Source organism: Tsukamurella sp. M9C, from assembly GCF_020169415.1.
Lineage (GTDB): Bacteria > Actinomycetota > Actinomycetes > Mycobacteriales > Mycobacteriaceae > Tsukamurella.
The window spans coordinates 1-7,550 of sequence record NZ_JAIULG010000085.1; the positions used below are offsets into that span (position 1 = coordinate 1).

At 72.5% G+C, this 7,550-nt stretch carries 7 protein-coding genes and 1 pseudogene; 4 read left to right on the forward strand and 4 right to left on the reverse strand.

The genetic code is table 11. The annotated features are described in order from the left end of the window. Positions 1-1,671, reverse strand: a pseudogene (locus LB823_RS23280) (hypothetical protein); the annotation flags it as partial. Positions 1,672-1,822: 151 nt separating this feature from the next. On the opposite strand from LB823_RS23280, the gene LB823_RS23285 reads away from it, so the two are divergent. Both LB823_RS23285 and LB823_RS23290 read left to right on the forward strand, forming a co-directional pair. Next, on the forward strand, positions 1,823-2,242 hold the full coding sequence (locus tag LB823_RS23285; protein WP_224652094.1) for a DUF3151 domain-containing protein: 420 nt from the start codon (positions 1,823-1,825) through the stop codon (positions 2,240-2,242). After that, entirely contained in the window at positions 2,202-3,392 is a 1,191-nt protein-coding gene (locus tag LB823_RS23290; RefSeq protein WP_224652095.1) for an aromatic acid exporter family protein, read from the forward strand. Before LB823_RS23285 ends, LB823_RS23290 begins: the two co-directional genes overlap by 41 nt. A 4-nt stretch (positions 3,393-3,396) precedes the next feature. Here LB823_RS23290 and LB823_RS23295 read toward each other — a convergent pair whose 3' ends face one another. After that, positions 3,397-4,593 carry an NAD(P)/FAD-dependent oxidoreductase gene (locus tag LB823_RS23295; protein WP_224652096.1) on the reverse strand — a complete coding sequence of 399 codons (1,197 nt, stop codon included), beginning with the start codon at positions 4,591-4,593 and terminating at the stop codon, positions 3,397-3,399. A 62-nt stretch (positions 4,594-4,655) separates the two neighbouring features. Here LB823_RS23295 and LB823_RS23300 point away from each other — a divergent pair, with 62 nt between their 5' ends. Further along, the gene (locus LB823_RS23300; RefSeq protein ID WP_224652097.1) at positions 4,656-5,126 is read left to right on the forward strand and encodes a MarR family winged helix-turn-helix transcriptional regulator; all 471 of its coding nucleotides are present in this window, start codon (positions 4,656-4,658) and stop codon (positions 5,124-5,126) included. 19 nt (positions 5,127-5,145) lie between these two features. On the opposite strand, the gene LB823_RS23305 is transcribed toward LB823_RS23300, so the two are convergent. Continuing rightward, on the reverse strand, positions 5,146-5,790 hold the full coding sequence (locus LB823_RS23305) for a hypothetical protein (RefSeq protein ID WP_224652099.1): 645 nt from the start codon (positions 5,788-5,790) through the stop codon (positions 5,146-5,148). An 83-nt stretch (positions 5,791-5,873) separates the two neighbouring features. Here LB823_RS23305 and LB823_RS23310 point away from each other — a divergent pair, with 83 nt between their 5' ends. Then, on the forward strand, positions 5,874-7,160 hold the full coding sequence (locus LB823_RS23310; RefSeq protein ID WP_224652101.1) for an adenylosuccinate synthase: 1,287 nt from the start codon (positions 5,874-5,876) through the stop codon (positions 7,158-7,160). Between the two features lie 82 nt (positions 7,161-7,242). On the opposite strand, the gene LB823_RS23315 is transcribed toward LB823_RS23310, so the two are convergent. Further along, the coding region (locus tag LB823_RS23315) for a hypothetical protein (RefSeq protein ID WP_224652109.1) at positions 7,243-7,550 on the reverse strand (308 nt) is incomplete at its 5' end.

The following is a 7,550-nucleotide window of genomic DNA, read 5'->3' on the forward strand; positions in this document are numbered from 1 at the left end:
GGTGGAGAGGGGCGCGAGGGGGATCGCCTCGGTCGCGGGCGTCGCGTCCGGCAGCTCGTTCTGCTCGGTATCGATGATCGCCTGGTCCGGTCGCACGGCGGCCGGGATCGCCGTCGTTGCGGCCTCGTCCGTGTCGTCGGCCGCGTCCGACTCGTCCTCGGTGGTCTCCTCCGGCGCGGGCGCCTCGGTCTCGACCGGTCCGACGGTGCGCAGCGGCGACGCGTCCGCGTCCTCGGTGGCGGCCTCGTCGGCGGCCGCAGCGGCCTCGCTCGCGTCGGAGGCGTCCGCCTCGCTCTCGTCGGCCGCCTCGTCCCCGGCGGTCCCGTCCTGCGCGGTAGGACCCTGCTCGTCGGCGGAGGCCTCGTCGCCGTCCTCGGCGGTGTCGTTGGCGGTGTCCTCGGCGACGGATGCATCGTCGCCGGCGTCCTCCGCGCTCTCGGCGGTCGCCTCGCCCGCAGCGGCGGCCTCGGGCTCGTCGTCGCTCTCGGCCGATTCCGCGTCCGCGGCCGATTCCGCGTCGTCGGCGGCCTCGTCCTCTGCGGCGCTGTCGTCCGCGGGCGCGTCGGCCTCGGTGGCAGTGTCCTGGTCGTCCTGATCGTCGCCGGTGAGCGCGGCTGCTCCGGCGACGACGGCAGCGGCACCCGCGACCCCGGCGGCCGCCGCGGCGACCGACGGACCGTCGACCTCGGCGTCGTCGTCGGATCCGTCAGCACTGTCCGCGCTGTCCGCGCTGTCCGCGCTGTCCGCGCTGTCCGCGCCGTCCGCACTGTCGGCTGCGTCTGCGCCGTCGGATCCGTCCGCGGCCTCTGCGCCGTCCGCGCCGTCCTCATCGTCAGTGGTGTCCGCGTCGACGACCTCGTCGGCCGCGACCCGATCCTCGTCCGCGTCGTCGTCGGCGGCGGTCTCGTCGGCCTCGTCATTCACGTCGGCCTCGGACGTCGCCGCAGCCTCATCCGTCTCCTGCGCGGCCTCGTCGGCGACGACCTCGTCAGCGCTCGTCTCCTCCTCGACGGGTTCCGCGGGAGTCTCCTCGGCCGGGCGGGCCTGCACGGGGATGGCGGTGGTCTCGGCGGAGCTCGGGCGCTGCACGGCGGGCAGCACGGTGGTCTCGGTGTCGTCGGCGCCCGGCGACGTGGTCACCACCGGCCCGACGGTCCGCAGCGGCGAGTCCGGTGTGCTCTTGTCCGCGGTCTCCTCGCTCGCATCGCCGGCGGCGTCCGCTGCGACGGCGACGTCCGCGGGGTCGGTCGCGGAGGCGTCGTCCTCGTCCTCGGAGGGAGCGTCGGCGTCGTCTTCGTCCTCGGCCTCGACGGAGGAGTCCTCGGCGACGAGGGCACGCCCCGCGGCGGGCAGCACCCGCGTCTCCGCTTCGGACGGCGCCTCGCCGGCCTCGTCGGTGCGCGCGGAGTCGGACGCCGCGGCACCGTCGACGGGGATGACAGTGGTCTCGGCCTCTCCCGGCGACGGGGCGGGGGCGGCGTCCTGAACGAGCTGCGCGAGGGAGTCGGACTGCGAGGGGATCACGGCGTCGGAGGGCGCGCTGCCGAGCGTGCCGGCGGTCTCCGGGTGATCGTGGAGGGGCGCCGCGGGCCACGCCGCGAGGCGTCCGCGCAGGTCACGAAGTCGCGACAGAGGTCCCCGGTTGTCATCCCGCGCCATCGCTTCCGCCATCCCCTCGTTCGTGAACCGTCCTCCTCCGCGGCGGCGCGCCGCACACGGAACACCTGACACCCTAGCGGGCGCGCACCCGCGGTGACCGGCGCGTCGAGCGGGCACGCACGTCGTCCACCCTCCGCCGGGCGCAGCATGGAAGACTGGAGCAATGACGTCCTTCGGTGATCTCCTCGGCCCGCCCCCGGTCCTGCTCGACATCGACGAAGAGCCGGAACTCCAGCTGAACCAGGGCCGCCCGGCGGTCGAGGTCGCGGCGGACACCCCCACGTCGTCGCTGGCGTGGGCCGTGCTCGCGGAGGGCGCGCTCGACGAGGGCCAGGCCGTCACCGCGTACGCCTATGCGCGCACCGGTTACCACCGCGGCCTCGACCAGCTGCGTCGCCAGGGCTGGCGCGGCTTCGGCCCCGTGCCCTACAGCCACGAGAACAACCGCGGTTTCCTGCGGGCGGTGGCCGCGTTGGCCCGCGCCGCGCAGTCGATCGGCGAGGAAGACGAGTACCTCCGTTGCCTGGATCTGTTGAACGACTGTGACCCCGAAGCCGCCGGCGCCCTCGGACTCGGCGCGTAGCCGACTCCTCCGGCGGCACAACGCGCTGCCGCAGGTGATCCAGAGCCGCACCAAGCGGCTCTGGAACGCCAAACTGCCCATCCTGCAGTGCGCGGTCGCCGCGGGCATCGCGTGGTTCATCGCGAACGACGTGATCGGGCACGTCTCGCCCTTCTTCGCGCCGATCGCCGCGATCATCTCGCTGGGGCTGTCCCTGCAGCAGCGGCTGCGCCGCTCGCTGGAGCTGGTCGGCGGCGTCACCGTCGGCATCGGTGTGGGCGACCTGCTGATCTCCGTGATCGGCACCGGGCCCTGGCAGCTGGCCCTCGTCGTGGCGATCGCGATGGCCGTCGCGGTGCTCGCCGACCGGGGCCCGCTCGTGCCGATGCAGGCCGCGTCGTCGGCGGTGCTCGTCGCGACCCTGATCCCGCCCGGGTCGACGGGCGGCTGGACCCGGATGCTCGACGCGCTCATCGGCGGCCTCGTCGGCGTCGTGATCGCGGCGCTGATCCCGAACAACCCCGCCCGGCGGCCGCGCAAGGACGCCGCCAAGGTGCTCGACACCATGCGGCGCGTCGTCGCCTCGATCGCCGCCGGCCTCACCGACCGCGACATCTCCTCGCTCGAATGGGCGCTGGAGACCGCCCGCGCCACCCAGCCCGACCTGGACCAGCTCACCAACGACCTCGCGGGCGGCCTCGAGATCGCGAAGGTCTCGCCGATGTTCTGGAGCTCGCGGCCCCGGATGGACAAGCTCCAGGCGATCGCCGATCCGCTCGACAACGCCGTGCGCAACGTGCGGGTCATGGCCCGTCGCGCGCTCGCCTCGAATCAGAGCGGCGAGCGGATCGACCCCGCCCTGGTCACCGAGGTCGGCCGGCTCGCCGAGTCCTTCAAGACGATGCGCGACGTGGTGCTCGCCGAGCCGGGCGCGCACCCGGATCAGGCCGACGGTGCCCGCGTGCTCCGGTCGGCCGCGCGGCGCGCCAACGCGCTGCCGATGCACCACGAGATCTCCGAGAGCGAATCGCTCAACGAGGTGATGATCTACGGGCAGCTGCGATCGACGATCGTCGACCTGCTGCAGGTCGCGGGCCTGTCCCGAACGTCGGCGGTCGCGCAGATGCGCGAGGTGCCGAAGAAGAAGGACGCGCCGAAGCCGCCCGAGTAGCGCGTCAGACCGGGGCGGCGAAGTCGATGTGATGCCCCTGCAGCCAGGTCAGGGACCGGCCGTCGTCCTTCGCCGCGCGCCGGAACATGACCGGCAGGACCAGGTCGCGGACCACGCGGCCGACGGGGCCGGCGGCCTTCGAGTTCGACGCGCGGCGCCCCTCGGCGACGATCCGCTCCGTGCGTGCGCGGCGCAGTCCCTCGAAGGCGGCGAAGGCCTCGGTGGTGGTGGCCCGGTCGCGGATGCACTGCGCGAGGATCACGGCGTCCTCGAGGGCCATCGCGGCGCCCTGCCCGGCCGCAGGGGAGGTGGCGTGCGCGGCGTCGCCGATGAGCGCCAAGCGCCCGCGCCCGTCGTGCCACCGGTCGACGACGGGCAGATCGTAGGTCGCCCACCCGACGAGCGGGCCGGGCGCGGCGTCGATGATCGCGCCCGCCGGGCCGGCGTCGCCGTCCATGAGGGCGTGCAGGCGACGCCGCCATTCCGCGTCGTCGACGCCGGACAGCACGCCCCGCTCGGGCTCGGTCCGCGCCGGCGGATTGGCGAACCACACGGTCCCGCCGTCGGGCGTGGGCATCCAGGCGAAGAAGCAGCGGGTCCCGAACTGCATGCGGAACTCGCGGGGCGGCACGTCGACCGTGAAGTCGGGGATGTACCCGCCCAGGTTGAGCACGGGGACGTAGCGCGGCGCGGCCGCGGCCGGGTCGATGAGGGTGCGCACGGGCGAGTGGATGCCGTCCGCGCCGATGAGGACGTCGCCGCGCGCCGTCGTCCCGTCCGCGAAATGCGCCGTGACGCCGTCGGCGTCGACGGTGGCGGTGATCAGCTCGGCCCCGTGCCTGACGGTGACGCCGCGGGAGCGCGCCTCCTCCGCGAGGGCGGAGTAGAGCGTCGCGCGGGGCATCATCAGCGAGGTCAGGCCGTCGGGGCGGCGGGCCGCGAGCGGCATCCGCCCGAGAGCGCGGCCCTTGCCGCTGACGAAGGCGATGGTCTCGACGGGGTAGCCGACGCCCTCCAGCGGGCCGGCCGCGTCGATCGCCTGCAGTGCGTCGAGACCGTTGGCCTGCAGGGTGAGCCACGCGCCGCGCTGGGCCGCGTCCTGCTCGTCGCGTTCGAAGACCTCGGCGTCGACGCCGACGCGCGCGAGGGCCATGGCGGCGACGGGACCCGCGACACCGGCGCCGATGATGAGAGCCTTCATGGTGTTCTCCCACAGATCGATATAGCTTGATTATCAAGCAATCATGCGAGGAGGTAGCTTGAATGTCAAGCGATATTGCGGCGGAGGTGGGTCCCGCCGTGCAGGCCTATCAGGTCTCGGTGAGCGATTTCGATCGGGAAGTGGCGCGGGTCCTCGGCGTCGGCTCGACGGATCTGGCCTGCTTGGAGCTGGTGCTGGGGGCCGACGGAGTCTCGCCCCGCGACGTGGCGACGGCGCTGGGCCTGACGACCGGCAGCGTCACGACGATGGTCGACCGCCTGGAGAAGCGTGGCTACGTGACGCGGCACCCGCACCCCGACGACGGACGCAAGGTGCTGGTGCGCGCCACGCCGCGGCTGACGGAGCGGGTGGGGGCGGCCATGGGGCCCATGCTCGCCTCGGCCGGCGCCGACGTGCTGGAGCGGTTCACCGACGATGAGCTCGCCGCGGTGGTGCGCTTCATGCGGGTCGCCGCCGCGCACCAGGCGGCGCACACCGTGCTGCTCCGTGCCGAGCCGCCCGCCGTCGACTGACGGCCGAGTGGCGTCCGCGTCAGCTGATGAGCAGCCAGTCGTCGGTGTTGCGGTAGAACGTCGCGCGGGTCACGACGCTGGAGTCGGTGCGGCCGTCGCGGGTCACGACGAGCTCGAGCCCGCCGGTCTGCGCGGCGCGACCGGACAGCCACCGTCGGCGCACGCCCTTCGCGAGCCGGGCGCGGACCCCGCCCGTCTCGCCGGCCGCGCCGAAGGGCTCCACGATCACGGCCTTCGCCTGTCCGGTGAACAGCTTCTCCGAGTCGACGAAGGTCTCTCCGGTCAGCGGCCCACCGTCGGGGCCCGTGATCTTGGCCTTGCCCACCAGGACGAAGCCGCGATCGTCGCGGATCAGGGGGACGGCGCGGGGCGTGCCGGTCAGCGGGTCGCCCGGCGGATAGATGGACGACGCGTGCGAGTTCTCGGTGGGCACGTACGCCACCTCCACGTCGAGCCGTTCCGATGCCATGAGCCGGGCGATCACCGCCGCCAGCAGGTCATCGGGCCCCGCGACCACGATCCGCTTCGGGAACGTCAGCTTCTGCTTCAGTTCCGCCTTGGCGGAGTCGAGGTCGACGGTGATCGTTTCGAGGTCGCGGAGGCTGCCCGGGATACGGACATCGGGGGCGCGCACCACGACGGTGCTCTGGGTCACGGAGCTCACCGCACCTACTGTAAGGTTGCGGCACGGCTCGACGTTATCCAGGTGATTCCGAAGGTGAATAGCGAGCCGGAAGGAGATCGTCCATGCCTGCGATCGTGCTGATCGGCGCCCAGTGGGGCGATGAAGGTAAGGGAAAGGCCACCGATCTGCTGGGGGAGAAGCTCCAGTGGGTGGTTCGCTACCAGGGCGGCAACAACGCCGGCCACACGGTGGTCCTGCCGAACGGCGACAAGTTCGCGCTCCACCTCATCCCGTCGGGCATCCTGACCCCCGGCGTGAAGAACGTCATCGGCAACGGCGTCGTGGTGGACCCGTCGGTCCTGCTCGCCGAGCTCGACGGCCTCGAGGCGCGCGACGTCGACACGTCGAACCTGCTGCTCTCGGCCGACGCGCACCTGCTCATGCCGTACCACGTGGCCATCGACAAGGTCACCGAGCGCTTCCTCGGCAACAAGAAGATCGGCACCACAGGCCGCGGCATCGGGCCCTGCTACCAGGACAAGATCGCCCGCGTCGGCGTCCGCGCGCAGGACGTGCTGGACGAGTCGATCCTCACCCAGAAGGTCGAGGCGGCACTGGAGTTCAAGAACCAGGTGCTCACCAAGATCTACAACCGCCGCGCGCTCGACGCGCGCCAGGTCGTCGACGAGACGCTGGAGCTCGCCGAGAGCTTCAAGCACCGCATCGCCGACACCCGCCTCGAGCTCAACCTCGCGCTGGAGCGCGGCGAGACGATCCTGCTGGAGGGCTCGCAGGGCACCCTGCTCGACGTCGACCACGGCACGTACCCGTACGTGACCTCGTCGAACCCCACGTCGGGCGGCGCGTCGGTGGGCTCGGGCATCGGCCCCACCCGCATCACGACGGTGCTGGGCATCCTCAAGGCGTACACCACCCGCGTCGGCTCGGGCCCGTTCCCGACGGAGCTGTTCGACGAGTGGGGCGAGTACCTCGCCAAGCACGGCGGCGAGGTGGGTGTCACCACCGGCCGCGCGCGCCGCTGCGGCTGGTTCGACGCCGTGATCGCCCGCTACGCGACCCGCGTCAACGGCATCACCGACTACTTCCTCACCAAGCTCGACGTGCTCAGCTCGATCGAGAACGTGCCGATCTGCGTCGCGTACGAGATCGACGGTGTGCGGTACGACGAGATGCCGCCCAACCAGACCGATTTCCATCACGCGAAGCCGATCTACGAGACGATGCCCGGCTGGTGGGAGGACATCTCCGAGTGCCGCACGTTCGAGGACCTGCCGAAGAACGCGCAGGACTACGTGCTGCGGCTCGAGGAGCTCTCCGGCGCGCACATCTCCTGCATCGGCGTGGGCCCGGGCCGCGACGAGACCATCGTCCGCCGCGCCATCGTCTGAGGTGTTCTGAAACCGAGCCTGTTCGAGGCCGCGGCGAGGCGTTTCCATCGTCGCTCCGCTCAGGCTCGGTTTCTGACGCGTCCTAGGGCGTCGGAGCCGGGGTCGGCGTCGCCGAGGGGGCGGCGGTCGGAGTCACGCGGTACATCCGCGGGCCCTCGCCGCGGCCGGGTCCCCGCTTCTGGGCCTCGTGGCCGCCGGGCCCGCGCTGCTGCATCGAGTGCCCCTTGTGCTTGCCGGTGGCCTCGTTGACCCAGTAGCCGGCGGTGAAGCTGACGCCGCTGATCCCGATGAGCCCGAAGACGATCGCCGCGATGAGCAGCTTCCTCGACGGTCCGGTCGTCGACGGTGCGGCCTCCTGCGGGGCCGGGCTGGGGGCTGCGGCTGCGGGGG

Excerpts from the sequence above, each read along its gene's own strand:
- LB823_RS23285 (WP_224652094.1), top strand. The coding sequence starts at position 1,823 with ATGACGTCCTTCGGTGATCTCCTCGGCCCGCCCCCGGTCCTGCTCGAC.
- LB823_RS23310 (WP_224652101.1), top strand. The coding sequence starts at position 5,874 with ATGCCTGCGATCGTGCTGATCGGCGCCCAGTGGGGCGATGAAGGTAAG.
- LB823_RS23300 (WP_224652097.1), top strand. The coding sequence starts at position 4,656 with ATGTCAAGCGATATTGCGGCGGAGGTGGGTCCCGCCGTGCAGGCCTAT.
- LB823_RS23295 (WP_224652096.1), bottom strand. The coding sequence starts at position 4,593 with ATGAAGGCTCTCATCATCGGCGCCGGTGTCGCGGGTCCCGTCGCCGCC.